Annotated in this window: 16 protein-coding genes; 9 read left to right on the top strand and 7 right to left on the bottom strand. The window is 71.7% G+C overall.

Annotated features, from left to right (window positions below; all coding sequences use genetic code 11):
* Window positions 1-268 precede the first annotated feature (268 nt).
* The 5 genes from ACWD4A_RS00955 (at window position 269) to ACWD4A_RS00975 (ending at window position 6258) form a co-directional block, all read left to right on the top strand.
* Window positions 269-553 carry a hypothetical protein gene (locus tag ACWD4A_RS00955; RefSeq protein WP_451187673.1) on the top strand — a complete coding sequence of 95 codons (285 nt, stop codon included), beginning with the start codon at window positions 269-271 and terminating at the stop codon, window positions 551-553.
* 59 nt (window positions 554-612) lie between these two features.
* Window positions 613-1455 (top strand): hypothetical protein, encoded by an 843-nt coding sequence (locus ACWD4A_RS00960; protein ID WP_451187675.1) that lies wholly within the window; start codon window positions 613-615, stop codon window positions 1453-1455.
* Window positions 1455-3398 carry a fumarate reductase/succinate dehydrogenase flavoprotein subunit gene (locus ACWD4A_RS00965; protein ID WP_451187676.1) on the top strand — a complete coding sequence of 648 codons (1944 nt, stop codon included), beginning with the start codon at window positions 1455-1457 and terminating at the stop codon, window positions 3396-3398. The genes ACWD4A_RS00960 and ACWD4A_RS00965 overlap by 1 nt, the downstream gene beginning before the upstream one ends.
* Window positions 3395-4162: a succinate dehydrogenase/fumarate reductase iron-sulfur subunit gene (locus ACWD4A_RS00970; protein WP_451187678.1), complete on the top strand. Its 768-nt coding sequence runs from the start codon at window positions 3395-3397 to the stop codon at window positions 4160-4162. Before ACWD4A_RS00965 ends, ACWD4A_RS00970 begins: the two co-directional genes overlap by 4 nt.
* Window positions 4163-4251: 89 nt before the next feature.
* Window positions 4252-6258, top strand: a complete 2007-nt coding sequence (locus ACWD4A_RS00975) for a TPM domain-containing protein (RefSeq protein ID WP_451187679.1) — start codon at window positions 4252-4254, stop codon at window positions 6256-6258.
* A 242-nt stretch (window positions 6259-6500) separates the two neighbouring features.
* Here the strand turns inward: ACWD4A_RS00975 and ACWD4A_RS00980 are convergent, their stop codons facing one another.
* The 6 genes from ACWD4A_RS00980 to ACWD4A_RS01005 form a co-directional block, all read right to left on the bottom strand.
* Window positions 6501-8990 carry a SpoIIE family protein phosphatase gene (locus tag ACWD4A_RS00980; RefSeq protein WP_451187957.1) on the bottom strand — a complete coding sequence of 830 codons (2490 nt, stop codon included), beginning with the start codon at window positions 8988-8990 and terminating at the stop codon, window positions 6501-6503.
* A gap of 170 nt (window positions 8991-9160) precedes the next feature.
* The gene (locus ACWD4A_RS00985) at window positions 9161-9601 is read right to left on the bottom strand and encodes an ATP-binding protein (protein ID WP_451187960.1); all 441 of its coding nucleotides are present in this window, start codon (window positions 9599-9601) and stop codon (window positions 9161-9163) included.
* An 87-nt stretch (window positions 9602-9688) separates the two neighbouring features.
* Window positions 9689-10087 (bottom strand): (deoxy)nucleoside triphosphate pyrophosphohydrolase, encoded by a 399-nt coding sequence (locus tag ACWD4A_RS00990; RefSeq protein ID WP_451187681.1) that lies wholly within the window; start codon window positions 10085-10087, stop codon window positions 9689-9691.
* 28 nt (window positions 10088-10115) lie between these two features.
* The gene (locus ACWD4A_RS00995) at window positions 10116-10295 is read right to left on the bottom strand and encodes an SPOR domain-containing protein (RefSeq protein WP_451187683.1); all 180 of its coding nucleotides are present in this window, start codon (window positions 10293-10295) and stop codon (window positions 10116-10118) included.
* Window positions 10296-10603: 308 nt separating this feature from the next.
* Window positions 10604-12250, bottom strand: coding sequence for an APC family permease (locus ACWD4A_RS01000; RefSeq protein WP_451187685.1), 1647 nt, complete (start codon window positions 12248-12250; stop codon window positions 10604-10606).
* Window positions 12251-12589: 339 nt separating this feature from the next.
* Window positions 12590-13342, bottom strand: a complete 753-nt coding sequence (locus ACWD4A_RS01005; RefSeq protein WP_451187963.1) for a GntR family transcriptional regulator — start codon at window positions 13340-13342, stop codon at window positions 12590-12592.
* A gap of 360 nt (window positions 13343-13702) precedes the next feature.
* On the opposite strand from ACWD4A_RS01005, the gene ACWD4A_RS01010 reads away from it, so the two are divergent.
* The 4 genes from ACWD4A_RS01010 (at window position 13703) to ACWD4A_RS01025 (ending at window position 16547) form a co-directional block, all read left to right on the top strand.
* On the top strand, window positions 13703-14638 hold the full coding sequence (locus ACWD4A_RS01010; RefSeq protein WP_451187687.1) for an alpha/beta fold hydrolase: 936 nt from the start codon (window positions 13703-13705) through the stop codon (window positions 14636-14638).
* Between the two features lie 40 nt (window positions 14639-14678).
* On the top strand, window positions 14679-15257 hold the full coding sequence (locus tag ACWD4A_RS01015; protein ID WP_451187689.1) for a Uma2 family endonuclease: 579 nt from the start codon (window positions 14679-14681) through the stop codon (window positions 15255-15257).
* 100 nt (window positions 15258-15357) lie between these two features.
* Window positions 15358-15864: an SgcJ/EcaC family oxidoreductase gene (locus ACWD4A_RS01020; RefSeq protein WP_451187691.1), complete on the top strand. Its 507-nt coding sequence runs from the start codon at window positions 15358-15360 to the stop codon at window positions 15862-15864.
* Between the two features lie 53 nt (window positions 15865-15917).
* On the top strand, window positions 15918-16547 hold the full coding sequence (locus ACWD4A_RS01025; protein ID WP_451187693.1) for a DUF6000 family protein: 630 nt from the start codon (window positions 15918-15920) through the stop codon (window positions 16545-16547).
* Here ACWD4A_RS01025 and ACWD4A_RS01030 read toward each other — a convergent pair.
* Window positions 16512-16904 carry a hypothetical protein gene (locus ACWD4A_RS01030; RefSeq protein WP_451187695.1) on the bottom strand — a complete coding sequence of 131 codons (393 nt, stop codon included), beginning with the start codon at window positions 16902-16904 and terminating at the stop codon, window positions 16512-16514. The two genes, ACWD4A_RS01025 and ACWD4A_RS01030, sit on opposite strands and share 36 nt — an antisense overlap.
* Window positions 16905-17167 lie beyond the last annotated feature (263 nt).

Below are 17167 nucleotides of genomic sequence, written 5' to 3' on the forward strand. Positions count from 1 at the left end.
TGCACATTCGGCGTAATGCGCGGCTGATCGCATCTACTGCCCACCACATAAAGCGACGGTTCCGGCGAAGGGGCGCCGACACGGCGCCGACGGGCCGTACGCCACCCACGTGGAGGAATTCCCGTGGCCCCCGGGCGCGGAGTGGACACATCCCCCCTCCGGCGCGATCGCGAACGCTATCTTCCCCCGGAGGGGTGTGACGCGCGACACTCACAGTCGCATCAGCGTCGCCACCCGCAACCGCCGACCGCGGAAGTGAGGGCAGATCATGTCCCTGAACGATGAAGTGACGGCAGTTCAGCGCTGCCTGGACGACCTCGGGCGGGCACTCGCCCGGCTGGAACCGCTCCTGGGCAGCCGGGATCTGGAGCTGCGACGCGTGCGCACCGACGCCGCCCACCTCCGCGAGAGCGTCACGCTCCTGCGCGAGGCCCACCCCGTGGCACGGCCGCCCGCCGAGCCGGTGCAGGTCCCCGACACCCCCTACGACGCCGCCCTGTGGAAGGACGCCGACGAGGAGGGACTCGGGGCCCGCGACCGGCACGCGCCCTGACCCCCCGGGGCAGCGCGGCCACACACCGACCGACCGCTCACTCCTCTCCGGAGTCCCCTTTGGCCACTGGCACCGATCCCCGGACCACCGCCCCCGCCCCCGCGGAGGCCGCCGGCGGCGTGCACCACGCCTCGCGCGCCGCGATCGCCGCCCGCCACCTCCGCATCGACCGCTGGTGGCTGGCGCCCGCGGCCACGGCGGGCGGGCTGCTGGCGTTCGTCCTCTACTCCACCTGGCGGGCCTTCGCCAACGCCGACTACTACGCCGCCCCGTACGTCTCGCCCTTCTACTCCCCGTGCGTCGCGAAGAACTGCGTCCCCATGAAGGACGGCGCGGACTGGGGCGTGTTCGGCTCGTGGTGGAGCCTCTCGCCGGCCCTGCTGGTCCTCATCTTCCCGCTGGGCTTCCGACTGACCTGCTACTACTACCGCAAGGCGTACTACCGGGGCTTCTGGGCGTCGCCCCCGGCCTGCGCGGTCGCCGAGCCGCACAGGAAGTACACCGGCGAGACCCGCTTCCCGCTGATCCTGCAGAACGTCCACCGCTACTTCTTCTACTTCGCGGTGGTCGTGGCGGGCATCCTCACCTACGACGCCGTACTGGGCTTCCGCGACGCGGACGGCGCGTGGGGCCACATGGGCCTGGGCACCCTGGTGCTCCTCGCGAACATCGCCCTGATCTGGGCGTACACCCTCTCCTGCCACTCCTGCCGGCACATCGTCGGCGGGCGGCTGCGGAACTTCTCCAAGCACCCGGTGCGCTACCGGCTGTGGGGCTGGGTCAGCGTGCTGAACGCCCGTCACATGCTGCTGGCCTGGGCCTCCCTGGTCAGCGTGGCGGTCGCCGACTTCTACGTCTATCTCGTCGCCAGTGGCGCCTTCGACGATCCGAGGTTCTTCTGATGTCGCGTACGGCCCGGCAGTCCTGGGATGTCGTCGTGGTCGGTGCGGGCGGCGCGGGGCTGCGCGCCGCCATCGAGGCCCGGGAGCAGGGCCTGCGCTGCGCCGTGATCTGCAAGTCGCTGTTCGGCAAGGCCCACACCGTCATGGCGGAGGGCGGCATCGCCGCCAGCATGGGCAACGTCAACCAGGGCGACAACTGGCAGGTCCACTTCCGCGACACCATGCGCGGCGGCAAGTTCCTCAACCAGTGGCGGATGGCGGAGCTGCACGCCCAGGAGGCCCCGGACCGGGTCTGGGAGCTGGAGACCTGGGGCGCCGTCTTCGACCGCACCCCCGACGGACGGATCTCGCAGCGCAACTTCGGCGGCCACGAGTACCCGCGGCTGGCGCACGTCGGCGACCGTACCGGCCTGGAGCTGATCCGCACCCTCCAGCAGAAGATCGTCTCCCTCCAGCAGGAGGACCACCGGGAGACCGGCGACCACGAGTCCCGGCTGAAGGTCTTCCAGGAGTGCACGGTCACCCGGCTGCTCAAGAGCGGCGACCGCATCGCGGGCGTCTTCGGCTACGAGCGCGAGTCCGGCCGCTTCTTCACCATCGAGGCCCCGGCCGTGGTGCTGGCCACCGGGGGCATCGGCAAGTCCTTCAAGGTGACCTCCAACTCCTGGGAGTACACCGGGGACGGGCACGCGCTGGCGCTGCTCGCCGGGGCGTCGCTGATCAACATGGAGTTCGTCCAGTTCCACCCGACGGGCATGGTCTGGCCGCCGTCCGTCAAGGGCATCCTGGTCACCGAGTCCGTGCGCGGCGACGGCGGGGTGCTGCGCAACAGCGACGGCAAGCGGTTCATGTTCGACTACATCCCGGACGTCTTCCGGGAGAAGTACGCGCAGTCCGAGGAGGAGGGCGACCGCTGGTACGAGGACCAGGAGAACAACCGGCGCCCGCCCGAGTTGCTGCCCCGCGACGAGGTGGCCCGCGCCATCAACTCCGAGGTGAAGGCGGGCCGCGGCAGTCCGCACGGCGGGGTGTTCCTGGACATCTCGAGCAGGCTGCCCGCCGAGGAGATCCGCCGCAAACTCCCGTCCATGCACCACCAGTTCAAGGAACTGGCGGACGTGGACATCACCGCGGAGCCGATGGAGGTCGGGCCCACCTGCCACTACGTGATGGGCGGGGTGGACGTCGACCCGGACACCGCGGCGGCGGTCGGCGTGCCCGGCCTCTTCGCGGCGGGCGAGGTCGCGGGCGGGATGCACGGCTCCAACCGGCTGGGCGGCAACTCCCTCTCCGACCTGCTGGTCTTCGGCCGCCGGGCCGGGCTGCACGCCGCGGAGTACGCGGCCGGGCTCGCGGCGGCCGACCGGCCGACGGTGGCGGAGGCCGTGATCGAGGCGGCCGAGGCGGAGGCGCTGCGCCCGTTCGGGGCGGAGGGCGGCGACCCGGCGGTCTCCCAGGGCGCGGCGGAGAATCCGTACACCCTCCACCAGGAGCTCCAGCAGTCGATGAACGACCTGGTGGGCATCATCCGCAAGGGCCCCGAGATGACGGAGGCGCTGCGCAGGCTCGGCGCGCTGCGGGAGCGCTCCCGGCGCGCCGGGGTGGAGGGCCACCGGCAGTTCAACCCGGGCTGGCACCTGGCGCTGGACCTGCGGAACATGCTGCTGGTCAGCGAGTGCGTGGCGCGCGCGGCCCTGGAGCGCACGGAGAGCCGGGGCGGGCACACCCGGGACGACCACCCGGCGATGGACCGGCAGTGGCGGCGGCTGAACCTGGTGTGCCGGCTGGCGGAGGACAGCGCGGGCTCCTCGATCGCCGACCCGCTGCTGGGGCTGGTGCGGGTGGCGCGGCGCGAGATGCAGCCGATCCGCGGCGACCTGCTGGCGCTCTTCGAGAAGGACGAGCTGGTGAAGTACTTGACGGACGAGGAGCTCACGACATGAGCTATGACGCTCATTTCAGGGTGTGGCGGGGCGATGCGGACGGCGGGGACCTCGTCGACTACACCGTGGCCGTCAACGAGGGCGAGGTGGTTCTCGACGTCATCCACCGGCTCCAGGCCACCGAGGCGGCGGACCTCGCCGTGCGGTGGAACTGCAAGGCGGGCAAGTGCGGTTCGTGCAGTGCGGAGATCAACGGCAGACCGCGGCTGCTGTGCATGACGCGGATGTCGTCCCTCGACCGCGACGCGACGGTGACGGTCACCCCGATGCGGGCCTTCCCGGTGCTGCGGGACCTGGTGACGGACGTGTCGTTCAACTACGCGAAGGCGCGCGAGGTGCCCTCGTTCGTGCCGCCGCCGGGGCTGAAGCCCGGGGAGTACCGGATGCGGCAGGAGGACGTCGGCAGGTCGCAGGAGTTCCGCAAGTGCATCGAGTGCTTCCTGTGCCAGGACACCTGTCATGTGGTGCGCGACCACGAGGAGAACAAGGCCGCCTTCGCCGGTCCCCGCTTCCTGATGCGCGTCGCCGAGCTGGACATGCACCCGCTGGACGCGGCCGCCGAGGCGGGCATCGACCGCAAGCGCGCCGCGCAGGACGAGCACGGCCTGGGCTACTGCAACATCACCAAGTGCTGCACGGAGGTCTGCCCCGAACACATCAAGATCACCGACAATGCGCTGATTCCCCTGAAGGAGCGAGCGGCCGACCGTAAGTACGACCCTCTGGTGTGGCTCGGCAGCAAGATCCGCCGCCGGGGGGCGTGAGCCCGGCGCGGGCGGGGCGCGAATACGGACCGTACAGGGCAACGAGCTCCCGGTAGCGAGTCGGGCAGTACCGCCATACGCTCCCAAATGTGACACGGCTTTCCGGGCGGCACGGGCCGGGGGCGCCGGGCCGGGCCAGGGTCAGGGCCCCCCTCGCCCTCCTCGCGCTGTGCGCGCTGGCGCTCCCGGTCGCGCACGCCCGTGCCGACACGCCCCTCGACCTGGACACCGGCGGCCGGATCACCGACACCGTCGGCGCCCTGGGGCAGCGCCGCGCCCAGGTCACCGGCGCCCTGAACCGGCTGCACACCGCCCACCGCATCCAGCTGTACGTCACCTACGTCCGCGACTTCTCCGGCCGCTCCGGGCACGCCTGGGCGGACGCCACCGCCGACCGCAACGGGCTCGGGCCGCACGACGTGCTGCTCGCCATCGCCACCCACGAGCGGCAGTACGCCGTCTCCGCCGCCGCCGACTCCGGCTTCCGCCAGGACCAGCTGAAGGCGGTCGCCGCCGCGGCCATCGCGCCCGCCCTCGCCCAGCACGACTGGGCGGGCGCGGCCATCGGCGCCGCCGACGGCTACGGCGCCGTGCTCCAGGGCCACCCGGTCCGGCCCCCCGCGATCGTGCCGGGCAGCAGCGACCCCGGCGGCGACGGGCTGGTGCCGGGCCACCGCCGGGTGTGGCTGCCGGTGACCGTCGCCGTCCTGGCCCTGCTGACCGGCTTCTACCTCTGCTTCTGCTCCCGCCGGGCCGCCCACCGCCGCGCCGCCAGGCGGCGGCCCGTCGTCGCCACCTCGACCCCGCCGGGCCTCGCCCGCATGGCGCAGCCGCTCACCCCGCTGCCCGCGCTGGAGGCGGAGGCCGCCCGGAACCTCGTCGAGACCGACGACGCGGTCCGCACCAGCGCCGAGGAACTCCTCTTCGCGACGGCCCAGTTGGGCACGGCGGCCACCCGGCCCTTCGCCGAGGCCGTCACCTACGCGAGGAGCGAACTCGCCTACGCCTTCCGGCTGCAGCAGGGCCTGGACGACGCGCCGTACGAGGACGACGACATCCGCCGCGGCACCCTCGACGAGATCTGCTCGCACTGCACCAGCGCCAACCGGCGGCTGGACGCCGAGTCCGCCGCGTTCGACCGGCTGCGCGGTCTCAAGGCCAACGCCACCGGCATCCTCGCGCACGCCGAGGCCGCCGCCGAGGCGCTCGCGCCGCGCATCGACGCCGCCGAAGCGGCGCTGGCGGCCCTCGCCGGCCGCTGCGCCCGTACCGCGCTCGCGCCCGTGGCCCGGCACCCCGCCGAGGCCCGCGACCGCCTCGCCTTCGCCGCAACGGGCCTGGCGGAGGCCCGCCGGGCGCTGACGGCCGGGGAGGACGACGGCGCCGCGATCTCCCTGCGCGCCGCCGAGGCCGCCCTCTCCCAGGCCCGCACCCTCACCACCGCCGCCCTGCGCCGGGCCCACGAGCTCTCGGGCACGGCGGCCCGGCTGCCGATCGCCCTCGCCGACGCGGAGGCGGGCCTCGCGGCGGTCCGCGCCTCCGGGGCCGCGGACGCGGAGCGGGTGGCGGCCGCCGAGCGGGCGCTGGCGGAGGTCCGCCGGGAGCTGGCGAGCGGCCCGTACGACCCGCGGGCGGTGCTGCGCCGCGTCCAGGAGACGTCCGCCGCCCTGGATGCGGCGGCCGGGGAGCACGCGGACGAGGGCCGCGCCCGGCGCCGGATCGAGCGGGCGGTGGCCGCGGCGCGGGGCGAGGTGGCGGCCGCGCGGGACTTCATCAGCACCCACCGGGGCGCGATCGGCTGCCGCGCCCGCACCCGGCTCGCCGAGGCGGAACGGCACCTGACCCTGGCCCGCTCCCTGACGGCCGTGGGCGAGCGGGCGGTCCTGTACGCGACGGGCGACGCCGACTCCCTGGCCCGGCAGGCGCGCGCCCTCGCCGAGCACGACGTGGCCGGCTACGCCACCCCGTACGACCCCCGGACCCCGCACCCGGCCAGGGCCCTCTGCGGGGCCCTGCTGGGCGGCATCATCCTGACGGGCCTCCTCCCGGCCACCTTCGGCGGCGGCGCCACCAGGGGCCGCCTTGCGGCGGATTGACCATTGGGTGCGGGTCCGTTGCCGCCTGCGGCGGGAGCGTCCCCCAGACTCCGTCCGGGGGTGCCCCCAGCGGCCGCGTCCTCAAACGCCGGACGGGCTGAATCGTGCGGCCCGGCCCGCAGGTTCAAGGCCACGGCCCGCGAACCAGCCCGTCCGGCGTTTGAGGACGCTCCCGCAGGGAGCTCCCGCCGCTGGGGGTCCCCCCGGCCGAAGGCTGGGGGGAGGCAACGGACCCGCACCGGTCAGTACAGGCTCATCAGAGCCTCCACCGCATCCGGCGCGGGCGTATCGCCGTCGGGGAGGGCCAGTTCGAACCAGACCGTCTTGCCGTGGGGTGTGCGGCGGCTGCCCCACGCCGCGCTGAGCAGGCCCACGAGCTGGAGGCCGCGCCCGCCCTCGTCGGTGTCGCGCGCGCGGCGACGGCGCGGCTGCACCAGGCCCCCGTCCCAGACCTCGCACACCAGCGTGCGGTCCAGGAGCAGCCGGAGCCGGATCTCCCCCTCCCCGTACCGCAGGGCGTTGGTGGCGAGCTCGCTGACGAGCAGTTCGGTGGTGTCGACCAGGCTCTCCAGGCCCCATGTCAGCAGCTGGGCGCGGGCCAGTTCGCGGGCGCGGGCCACGGAGCGGGCGTCCGGCGGGAGCGTCCAGTCGCCGACGTGCTCCGTCGGGAGGCCCCGCAGGCGGGCCATCAGCAGGGCGATGTCGTCCTCGCCGTGGTGGGTGTCCAGCGCGCCCAGCACATGGTCGCAGACGTCCTCCAGCGGCCGTGCCGGGTCGGTGAGGGCGTCGCGGAACGCGTCCAGGCCCTCGTCCAGCGGGTGGTCGCGGGACTCCACGAGGCCGTCGGTGTAGAGCACGAGCAGCGCCCGGTCCGGCAGGTCGATCTCCACCTGTTCGAAGGGCTCGCCGCCGACGCCCAGCGGCATGCCGGGCGGCACGTCGAGCAGCAGCGCGGGCTCGCCCGCCTCGACGAGGACCGGCGGCAGGTGCCCGGCGTTGGCGACCGTGCAGCGCCGGGTGACGGGGTCGTAGACGGCGTAGACGCACGTCGCCAGGTAGACCTCGGAGAGGTCGGCCGCCCGCACCCCGCCGCGCACCCCCCGGGACGCGGACTGCTTGCCGCCCGGCCTGCCGAGGCCGTGGGCGATCTCGTCCAGCGCGGAGAGCACCTCGGCGGGCTCCAGGTCGAGCATGGCCAAGGTCCGTACGGCCGTGCGGAGTTCGCCCATGGCGACGGCGGCGCGCAGGCCGCGGCCCATGACGTCGCCGACGACGAGGGCCGTGCGGTGGCCGGGCAGTTCGATGACGTCGAACCAGTCGCCGCCCACCTCGGTCGCCGCGTTGGCGGGCAGGTAGCGGCAGGCGATCTCCAGCCCGGCGGCGTCGGGGTCGCCCGGGGGCAGCAGGCTGCGCTGGAGGATCAGCGCGCGCTCGTGCTCGCGCCGGTAGAGCCACGCGTTGTCGATGCAGACCGCGGCGCGGGCCGCCAGCTCGACGGCCAGCGCGGTGTCGCGCTCCCCGAACGGCTCGCTGCCCTTGGTGCGGGAGAACCGCGCGAGCCCCACCACCGTGTCCCGGGCGACCATCGGCACGGCGAGCGTGGACTGCACGACGGCGCCCAGCTCCGGGCCGTCCTCGCGCTCCCGGCTCGGGACCACCTGCACCTGCGCGGTGCGCAGGGCCCCGGCGTAGGGCGAGTGGAAGGCGTACCGGTGCACCTCGCCGACCTGTACGGGCCGGTCGACGCCGTCGACGGGCACCCCGGACACCGCGCTGGCGTAGGCGACGCGCCGCAACTCGCCGCTGCCGTCGGCGAGTCCGGGCGGCGCCTCGTCGCCGGCGAGCAGCCCCTGGTAGAGGTCGACGGAGGCGATGTCGCAGAACTGCGGCACGGCGACGTTCAGCAGCTCGCGCGCGGTGGTCTCCAGGTCCAGGGAGTTGCCGATGCGCGCGCCCGCCTCGTTGAGCAGGGCGAGGTTGCGGCGTACGCCCGCGGCCTCCCGCTCCGCGCGGCGGCGCCCGGTGACGTCGGTGGCGAGCGCGGCGACGCCGATCGGCCGCCCGCCGCCGCTGTGCAGCCGGTAGAGCGAGACCGACCAGCGGCGGCGCTCGCTGTGGCCGGGCACCGGCCCCACGAGCTGGATGTCGGAGACCGGTTTGCCGGTGTCGAGAACCTGGCGCAGCGCCGCGGACAGCCGCTCCGCCTCGCCGCGCGGCAGGAAGTCGTGCGGGGTGCGGCCGCGGTGCCAGGCGGCGGGGCGGCCGAAGGTCTGGGCGAAGCTCTCGTTGACGCGGAGCAGGGTGAGGTCCGTGCCGAAGAAGAAGAATCCCAGGGGAGATTGGCCGAAAACGGCTTCGGAGGCCGCGATGTCGGTCTCTATCCCCCGCAGGGCCCGCGCGTCGACGGCGACGCAGAGCGCGGCCCGTTCGCCGTCCTCGTTCTCGGTGGGCATCACATAGATCTCCGCCAGGCCGGGCGGGCGTTCGCCCCGGGGGTACGGGACGATGCCCGTCCACTCCCGGCCGTCCAGCCCGCCCTCGCGCAGGAAGGGGGCGTCGGCTCCGGTGGTGAAGATCTCCAAGGGGTCCTTGCCGACGGCGTTCCTGGCCGCTATTCCGAACAGCTCCGCCGCGCGCTCGCTCCACTGCTGGATGCGCCCGTCGGCACCCAGCGAGAAGGAGGCCACGCGAATGTAGTCGTAGAGGGATCCTGGCGGGCTGTTCTGCCACATCGCCGTGGCCTGTGTTCCCTCCGGCGAACCGCTCGCCGTACCCGCTGGCTTTTCGCTCACGTGCCCGTCCCCTCCGGCTCATGTGCTCGCACCGGCATCAGAAGCCCGAGTATCCAGCACACGGGACCTTCGGAACACGGACTTCACGATCACAGCACGGTCTCGACCCGCTATGTCTCCCCACCGGGTGACGGACCCGCCAGACTCAGTTCGAACCACACGGTTTTCCCGGTGCTCCCTCTGCGCGTTCCCCAGCGGCGCGATGCGCATGCCACCAATTGCAGGCCGCGCCCGCCTTCGTCGTCGGGGTGGGCGGCGCGTTCGCGCGGCGGGTCGGGCAGCGGGTCGGAGACCTCGACGATGAGGCTGGGGCCGGCCCGGGAGTACATCCGGACGCCGATGGGGCCGCTCGCGTACCGCAGGGAGTTGGTGACCAGCTCGCTGACCAGCAGCACCGTCACATCGGTGGCGGCTTCCAGGCCCCATGCGCGCAGGGTGTCGCGCACGGCCGTGCGCGCGGTCCGTACGGCGCCCGCCTCGGCGGGAAAGCTCCACTCGGCGAAGCCGGGCGTGGACGCCAGGGTCCCTGCGGTGTCGCTCACGCCGACCACTTCCTTGCCCGGGTACGGAGGAACATTCACCCCCATACCCGATATGTCTGGCCGACTATCGCGCAGAGCACGCAATTCAGCCCGACGTCAGGAACCGTCGAGCAACCGCAGCGCGGCGGCGACGGCGGGACGGTCCTCGTCCAGCCAGTCCACGTCGCCGACCCGCTCCGGCGGGAGCCATCGCAACTCGTCGTGGTCGAGGAGCGGGCGTGCCTCGCCCGCGACGAGCTTCACGGTCCACACCCGCAGCACGTACGGCGGGCGCAGCGGCCACTCCCCCGGCACCCGCTCCATCGGTTCGGCCTCCACGCCGAGCTCCTCGCGCAGCTCGCGGACGAGCGCCTGCTCGGGGCTCTCGCCGGGCTCCAGCTTGCCGCCGGGCAGCTCCCAGCGGCCGGCGAGCTCGGGCGGGGCGCTGCGCCGCGCGGCGAGCAGCCGCCCCCGGTCGAAGACCGCACCGGCCACCACCACACGCACGTCACTCATGCCCGGCAGCCTACGCGGCGGGCGTGCTTCAGGTGATCGCGCGGCCGGCCCGTACGACGATGTAGAGCTGGCGGCGGCCGCCCTCGTCCAGCCGGTCGGCCACCTCCTCCGCCTCCGTCTTGGTGGCGTAGCGGCCGACGCGGTAGCGGTTGCCGTTGTCCTCCTGGCGGATCACCAGCCACGGGAGGACCGGTCCGGTGTCAGTCATCGCCCCCGCCCTTCCGCCGCCGTGCCCACCGGCGCATACCGTCTGGCGTTTCCCGGAGAAACCGCAGTCCGCATATGCCCGAGCCTACGCCCGACCTTTACTCAGCGGATACGCTTTTTCACGAAGAGGTACGCATTCGGCCACCCCACGCCTCCCCGGCGTTCCAAGGGCCCTCCCCGCCCGTTACCCGAACTTGCCCGGGGCATGCGCGCCCGGTCCCGGGAATCTCCCTCCGGTACGCCGCAGGGGGCGGCCACGGGACCCTGACGGGCCCGCGACCGCCCCCTGCGGGGACGCTTTCCGGACGGTTACGCCTTGGCGTCGGAGAGCTCGTGCTCGTCCTCGGCGGCCGCGGCGGCCGCCATCTCCTTCTCGGTCTCGACCAGGGTCGGGTTGCGCCAGGCGCTCCGGACGCCCCAGGCGTAGAAACCGAGCGCGAGCAGCACGACGACGGCGATGTCCCAGCCCTGGGCGAGGTAGCCCTTGCCGCCGAACTCGGTGCCGCCGGCCCACGACACAAAGGCCATGACCAGCAGGTAGGCGACCATCCAGACGCCCGCCTTGAGGTGCGGCTTGAGCTCCGCCCACGGCTTGCGCAGCTCGTACCAGGCCCAGATCGGCAGACCCACGGCCATGATCAGGATGACCTTGCCGGTGAGCGGCCAGCGAGCCCAGTAGAGCACCAGCGAACCGAAGATCATCGCGATCGGGGCGATGACCGGCATGGCCTTCAGCATGACCGGGCGCTTGAGGTCCGGGGCGATGCGGCGCAGCGACATCACGGCGACGGGGCCGGTGATGTACGAGATGACGGTGGCCACCGAGACGATCTCGGCGAGCGAGCCCCAGCCGCGGAAGACGGCGAGGAACAGGAACGCGACGACGAGGTTGAGCAGCAGCGCCGGGCGCGGCACGCCGGTCTTCGGGTCGACCTTGCCGAAGACGCCGGGCAGGTGGCCGTTCTCCTGCACGCCGTGGATCATGCGCGAGGTGGTGGCGGCATAGATCATGCCCGTGCCGGACGGCGAGATGAAGGCATCCGCGTAGAGCAGCATCGCGAGCCAGTTCAGGCCCCAGGCGACGGCCAGGTCGGCGAGCGGCGAGTTGTAGATCTTGCTCAGCCCGTCCCAGCCGTTGGTGCTGAGCACGTCGGACGGGACGGCCATCAGGAAGGCGACCTGGAGCGCGATGTAGATGACCAGCGCGATGAGGATCGAGCTGATGACGGCCTTCGGCAGCGACTTGCCCGGGTTGCGGGCCTCACCGGCCATGTTCAGCGGGGACTGGAAGCCGTTGAAGGCCCAGACGATGCCGGAGAGGGCGACCGCCGTGAAGACGGAGCTCCAGCCGTTCGGCGTGAAGCCGCCCGCCGACTCGATGTTCTTGGTGTCGAAGTGCGCCCACATCAGCGCGCCCGCGGTGAGGATCGGGACGACGACCTTGAACACGGTGATCGCGTTGTTGGTCTTCGCGAAGAGCGTGATCGCGAACCAGTTGAGGAAGAAGTAGAATAGCAGCAGGACGCTGGCCAGCGCCACACCGCTGCCGGTCAGCTCCTTGCCGTCGTACAGCTCCTTGGCCCAGTCCCACTTCCAGGAGCTCATGTACTGCACGGAAGCGGTCGCCTCGCCGGGAATGACGGAGACGATCGCGATCCAGTTGGCCCACGCGGCGAGATAGCCCGCGAGCGAACCGTGCGAGTACTGCCCGTACCGGACCATGCCGCCGGCCTTCGGGAACATCGCGCCGAGCTCGCTGTAGGTGAGCGCGATGGTCAGTGCGACCACCGCGCCGATGACCCAGGCGAGGATCGCGGCGGGACCGGCGATGGCCGCGGCCCGCTGGGCGCCGAAGAGCCAGCCGGAGCCGATGATCGACCCGAGGCCGACGGCGGTCAACGCCACCGGACCGAGGGTCCGGCGGTAGTTGGAGTGGGAACCCTGCTCGGTACTCAACGCCCCGGATCTCCTTTGCTTTCTTCTCCCCCACGGGCAGGACACAAACCGCGCCATCGTACGAGCGATTTGGACGATTGCATTCCGCGAAAAGGCCCTGACCTGGGCGTATGTGAGGTTTGCAACACTAAAAACCGCCCTCCCCTATCAGGGCAAAGCGGGACACACTTCACAGTTCCCCCCTCGCGCTACCGACTCCCGAGTAAGTTCCGGGCGGCCGGAACGCGTTGCCGGATGAGCCGTTCACACGGCCTTCACCCCTGCTTCATGGGCAGGTGGTACGCGCCGCTCCGGCATGCCTATGCCATTGGTACGGGGTGGGCGCGGCACGCGCCGGCGCTATTTGACCGGCAGGTGGTAGGCGACCCGGTAGCGTTCCGCGAGCACCACGACGTCCGCCGTCTCGACCGGGCAGCCGCCCGCGTAATAGGTGCGCGAGACCACCACCACGTAGTGCCCCGGCACCCCGCCGAGGGCCAGCACCTCCTCGGCGAGGCCGGGCCTGGCGCCGACCTCCTCGGCGACGTTGTCGACGATGAGGTCGATGGCGGCCATCCGCTCGACCACCCCGCGCCCGGCCAGCGGACCCTCCTCGGGGAGCATCACGGGCGTCCGCCCGGTGAGCGCGAGGGGCTCCCAGGAGGTGGAGAGCATCACCGGCTCGCCCGCGGCGCGGAAGAGGTAGTCGGTGCGCATGGCGCGGTCGCCCGCGGCGATCCGCAGCCGCCGGGCCAGCGCGGAATCCACCGACACCTGCTCGCTGCGCGACTCCCAGGTGCCCTTGACCCGGCTGTCGGCCTGCTCCTGCCGGAAGGGCGTGGACTCCCCCGCCGTGCGGTAGCCCGTGCGCGCCAGGGCGCGGGGCACCGGCTGCTCGCGGACGTAGGTGCCGGAGCCCGATCTCCCCTCGACCAGGCCCTCGGCCATCAGCACCTTGCGGGCCTCCAGGGCGACGGTGTCGGAGACGCCGTACTGCTCGCGGATGCGGGCCTGCGACGGGAGGCGTGTGTGCGGGGGCAGCTCGCCTGCGGCGATCTTCTGGCGAAGATCACCGGCGACTCGAAGGTATGCGGGCTGGTCACCGAAGGCCACGGCCACTCCCAACAGGTTGACAGTCCGCAACAGCTTGGCAACCCTCGGTTGCCATCCGCAACTCAAGGCCAATGATTCACCAGAAGCAGTGAATTGCAGCTCAGGGACGTGTAGTTGAGGCGATGTCCGCACATGCGGGCAGCACTCCCCCCAGGCACTTCTGCAATTATGCGCCGCACACTCACCACGCGACACCGGACTTCGGCAACTCTCCGTAATGATGAAGTCAAGCCGTCAACTACGGGTGCGCCGCGTGGGGTTGCCTGTTATCTTCGTCCCGACCGACAGAGTTTGATGTTCAAACTCTGTCCGTCCCGGTCGATATTCCGATCGAACGAGGTCGATACGAGGGGGAGCGAGATGTCGACGCACACCGGCACGGCGCGGCGGGCGGCCACGGCGGCCACGGACGACGAGATCCACCACGCCCGGCTGGCGGCGAGCCTGGACGGCGCGTTCAGCAGCCGGTACGCCGAGGTCAACGGCGTCAGGCTGCACTATGTGACCGGCGGGCAGGGGGCGCCGCTGATCCTGCTGCCGGGCTGGCCCGAGACCTGGTGGGAGTACCGCAAGGTGATGCCCGCCCTGGCGGCCCGCCACCAGGTGATCGCCGTGGACATCCGGGGCATGGGCGGCTCGTCGAAGCCGCGGTCGGGCTTCGAGAAGAAGAACATGGCCCGGGACGTCCACGAGCTGGCCCGTCACCTCGGGCACGAGCGCGTCAACATCGCCGGGCACGGCATCGGCGCCATGGTCGCCTTCGCGTTCGCCGCCAACCACGGCGACGCCACCGAGAAGGTGGCCATCCTCAACACCACCCACATCGACGACAGTTACTACGACTTCCCCATGGTCCCCCGCCCCGGCGACAAGGGCCCGCACCGCTGGTGGCTCGCCTTCCAGCAGGTCCAGGACCTCCCGGAGCAGCTCCTCGCCGACGGCCGCTACCGCCACCTCGTCGACTACATGTTCAACCTCAGCCTGCTGAACCCGGACGCGATCACCCCCGCCGACCGGGACGTCTACGCCCGCTCCTACTCCACCCCCGAGGCGATCCGCGCCAGCCAGGGCTGGTTCCAGGCGTACCAGCAGGACATCGCCGACTTCCACACCTACGACAAGATCACCGCCCCCATGCTGGGCCTGGCCTACGGCACCTTCCACGACTACATGCGCCAGATCCTCCCCACCCAGGGCACCGACGTCCACGTCGCCGAGATCAAGGACACCCGCAACTACCTGATCGAGGAACAGCCGGAGGCGGTGGCGTCGGCGCTCCTGGACTTCTTCGGGTGACGGGCGGAGACGGGCCGCGCCGGATCGCTACGGTGACCCCATGGCCGCCACGTTGCCCGACTGGATGCTCCCGCCCCGCCCCGAGGGCTGGTTCGCAGAGGATCTGGACCGTCTCCACGAAGCTCCTCGCCACACCGAACTGATCGACGGGGCCCTCGTCTTCAGGCTGACACCACAACGGTGGTGGCACAGCCGTGCCGTCACCGCTCTCAGAGTCGCACTCGAGAAGCAGGCACCGGGAGGAACCGAAGTCTGCCGGGAGATGACCCTCTGCCTGGACAAGCACAACCGTCCCGAGCCCGACGTCCTGGTGACCACCGCTTCCTTCGCACCGGACCGCACCTGGTTCGCGCCGGAGGAGGTCCAGTTGGCAGTGGAAGTGGTCTCCCCCGAGTCCGCGCACCGCGACCGCACGGTCAAGCTGCGCAAGTACGCCGAAGCGGGCATCCCGCATTACTGGCGCGTCGAGGACGTGGACGGCGCACCGGTCGTCCACGTCTACGAGCTGGACGGGCCGACCGGGCGCTACGCCCCCGCCGGGATCTTCCGGGAGATCCTCAAGCGCCCCGTACCGTTCGACATCGAGCTCGACTTGAGCACGCTCGTTCCCGGCAGGTAGGCGCCCGATTGCCGTCCGCCGGCGTGCCCGGAGCCCGGCCGGGGGTGATGCTGACAGCGGACTTGACCGTTCCGTTGAAGATCCCCCCCCCGGAGGGCTCATGACCCGGAGAATCCCCGTCCGGACAGCCGTCGTCGCCGTCGCGGTGCTGCTCACAGGCACAGGCCCGGCCTACGCCGCCGAAAGCGCGCCCCCTCACGCGCGTACGGCGCACCACGCCGTCGCGAAGCCCTCCCCGAAGCGGATCGCCGCCTTGTTCGACCGATGGAACGCGGCACTGGCCACGAGGGACGCCCGCGCCGTCGCGGCCCTCTACGCACGCGACGCCGTCCTGCTGCCGACGCAGTCTCCGCAGATCCGCACCACTCACGCCGAGATCGTCGACTACTTCGAGCACTTCCTCGAACAGAAACCCGCGGGCACGATCCAGGAACGGCACATCACCGTCCCGGGCCCCACCTCGGCGATCGACACCGGCCTGTACCGGTTCACTCTGACGGACAGGAACGGCAGGGTGAGCAAAGTCGACGCGCGCTACACCTTCGCCTATGGACTGCGCGGCGGCCACTGGCTGATCGTCAACCACCATTCCTCGGTGGTGCCGTAGGGTCACGGCGACACCTGAACGCCGAATGGGCCGAACCGAGAAAAGGCAACCGTATGCCGTTCCAGCACCCGCAGGACATCGGCTACGGCCACGTGATCGAGCGCTATGTGATGAGGAAGGACTCGGACCGTCCGCGCTATCTGGAGTTCGGCCCGCGCTTCCTCCGGCCGGGGTGGCCGCACCGCGAGCGGTTCGCCCGCAGCCTGATCGAGGACGCGGCCTCGATCACGGACGAGGAGTTGGAAGCCCTCTTCGCCTACGAATGGCGCTCACGCATCACCGCCGCTTGGCTGGTCGGCGTGGGCCGGCGAAGCTCGTTCCGCGAGCGCGTCGGCGGCCTGCTCCTGGACAGCGAGGTCTGTTATTCCGGCAAGGGCTACTGCTTCGCGCTGGCCCGCCTCGGCACCCACGCGGACGCCGAGATTCTCAGCGCCTACCTCGACCGCTACCTGCCCCGGACCGACCTCCGCTACGACCAGCCCGAGGCCCTCGGCGCCCTCCTCCGCCTCGATGCCCGCCTCGGCACCCACCACGCCGACCGCTTCACAGAGCCCGGCGGCCTCTGGGACCGCTGGGTCCAGGCCCTGGTACACCTCCGCGACCACTCCGGTTACACCCCTGGCGAGCAGCGCCGCTGGACCGACCTCCTATGCGACTTCGCCGACGGCTGGTCCCGTCCGTAGCCGCAGGCGCCGGGCCTGCGGGTCGTAGCAGATGAGCCCCATCGATGCCGCGAGATCGGCGGCGTAGGCCGAGGCCTCCTCGGCCATGCTGTAGCGCATCGGAAAGTGGATGAGGGGGCCGGCCGCCTCGCCGATCAACGGCCCGGTCGACCAGGGAGAGGTGTCCTCTTCGTCCTCTGCGAGATCCACCCATCGCGCCAGGAGCCCGGCGACGTACTCGGCGATGCGCGGTGACGGCGGGAACTCTTCTTCCGTGTCGATGTAGCGGTCGTACAGCTGGGTGAAGGTCTCGCCCGCGATCGCATCGTCAGCGGGGCTGTCGCCTTCCCATTCCCACACCGCCAGGTCGTAGCTCATGACCGCACTGTGCCATGCCCAACTGACAGCGCCTCTTCGGTGACGGCACAGTCACTCCCATCAGCACCAACTCAGCGCGGGAACGGGCAGAGGCCGCACTCACGAGAGTGTGGCCTCTTCCGACATGCACGTTTGACGCCCGACGGGCATCCGTGACGCATCCTGCGGACTAGCAGGTTCTCCACCGATCTGGAAGTGCGTGGCACGTCGAAAAAGCGACGCGGGTGCGCCACCGCCCTCCCAACCCTTGATGTGGGTGAACT

The sequence above is a fragment of the Streptomyces sp. NPDC002537 genome (assembly GCF_053594975.1).

Excerpts from the sequence above, each read along its gene's own strand:
- ACWD4A_RS00955 (WP_451187673.1), top strand. The coding sequence starts at position 269 with ATGTCCCTGAACGATGAAGTGACGGCAGTTCAGCGCTGCCTGGACGAC.
- ACWD4A_RS00965 (WP_451187676.1), top strand. The coding sequence starts at position 1,455 with ATGTCGCGTACGGCCCGGCAGTCCTGGGATGTCGTCGTGGTCGGTGCG.
- ACWD4A_RS00970 (WP_451187678.1), top strand. The coding sequence starts at position 3,395 with ATGAGCTATGACGCTCATTTCAGGGTGTGGCGGGGCGATGCGGACGGC.
- ACWD4A_RS00980 (WP_451187957.1), bottom strand. The coding sequence starts at position 8,990 with ATGTGGCAGAACAGCCCGCCAGGATCCCTCTACGACTACATTCGCGTG.
- ACWD4A_RS00990 (WP_451187681.1), bottom strand. The coding sequence starts at position 10,087 with ATGAGTGACGTGCGTGTGGTGGTGGCCGGTGCGGTCTTCGACCGGGGG.
- ACWD4A_RS00995 (WP_451187683.1), bottom strand. The coding sequence starts at position 10,295 with ATGACTGACACCGGACCGGTCCTCCCGTGGCTGGTGATCCGCCAGGAG.
- ACWD4A_RS01010 (WP_451187687.1), top strand. The coding sequence starts at position 13,703 with ATGTCGACGCACACCGGCACGGCGCGGCGGGCGGCCACGGCGGCCACG.
- ACWD4A_RS01015 (WP_451187689.1), top strand. The coding sequence starts at position 14,679 with ATGGCCGCCACGTTGCCCGACTGGATGCTCCCGCCCCGCCCCGAGGGC.
- ACWD4A_RS01020 (WP_451187691.1), top strand. The coding sequence starts at position 15,358 with ATGACCCGGAGAATCCCCGTCCGGACAGCCGTCGTCGCCGTCGCGGTG.
- ACWD4A_RS01025 (WP_451187693.1), top strand. The coding sequence starts at position 15,918 with ATGCCGTTCCAGCACCCGCAGGACATCGGCTACGGCCACGTGATCGAG.
- ACWD4A_RS01030 (WP_451187695.1), bottom strand. The coding sequence starts at position 16,904 with ATGAGCTACGACCTGGCGGTGTGGGAATGGGAAGGCGACAGCCCCGCT.